This is a genomic window from Aquaticitalea lipolytica, assembly GCF_014641635.1.
Classification (GTDB): Bacteria; Bacteroidota; Bacteroidia; order Flavobacteriales; family Flavobacteriaceae; genus Aquaticitalea; species Aquaticitalea lipolytica.
Genome location: NZ_BMIC01000031.1, coordinates 1 through 862 on the forward strand (window position 1 = coordinate 1; position 862 = coordinate 862).

1 protein-coding gene and 1 pseudogene are annotated in these 862 nt (G+C 31.4%); both read right to left on the bottom strand.

Translation table 11 applies throughout. From position 1 onward, the window contains the following. Positions 1 to 166: 166 nt before the first annotated feature. Entirely contained in the window at positions 167 to 526 is a 360-nt protein-coding gene (locus tag IEW41_RS14475) for a fibronectin type III domain-containing protein (protein WP_188607087.1), read from the bottom strand. A 3-nt stretch (positions 527 to 529) separates the two neighbouring features. Then, positions 530 to 862, bottom strand: a pseudogene (locus IEW41_RS14480) (hypothetical protein); the annotation flags it as partial.

The window sequence follows — 862 nt, forward strand, 5'->3', positions numbered from 1 at the left end:
ATTAATAGAAAATGTGTCGACCTCTATAACTGTTTTGGGGTTAAATGTTGCCTCTACATCATTTAAAACAACTTCTGGAAGTTCTGGATTGAGTGACGAATATATTTTATATCCAATAATACTCCATATAACAAGTACAGCAACTAACAAGATGTATGTTTTTGTTTTATTCTTCAATGGAAAAGCTTTTTGTAGTATATGCTGTTTGATACCCAGAATTTTTTGCTCTTATTCGCCATTCATAATTAGTATTCTCGAGTGTTGTGGTAAAATTTGTATTGGCTAATGTAGAATCTACAACTATTTGCAAAGCTTCATCAAAGGTTGGAGTCGCTATTTGTATTTGATATGTTTCAGCACTCTCAATAGGTTCCCATGAAAATGTGAGTGTGGTGTTATTTAAAACTGCATTATTTGTTGGCGCTAAAACAATTACTGTTGTATTAGAAATATCTTCAACCTCAATAATATCATCACATCCAAAAGCAACAACGGCAAATAGTAATAGTAGTATATACTTACTCATGTTTTAAAATTTATAATAATTGACTTCTTTTTTTGCTCTCTTTGCAGATTTATACGACTGATTTGGGCAACTATTGTCACCTTCTACCAAATCAATAATTTCTAATTGGTACTTGCTGTTTTCTTTCCAGCAACAGCTAGATGTTCTATACCCAAACACAACGCCTTCGTTAAAATTAATAGTTCTTAAAACTTTAGTGTTGTTGTAGATTTTTAATGCTAAAGATTTTACCCCTTCATTTTCTAAATAAACCTCAGTTGCATTTGCCAATGCCTCTAAATCATTTTGATTGAACGCAATTGAAATGTTAGTGACCACATGTGATTGGTTTTGATT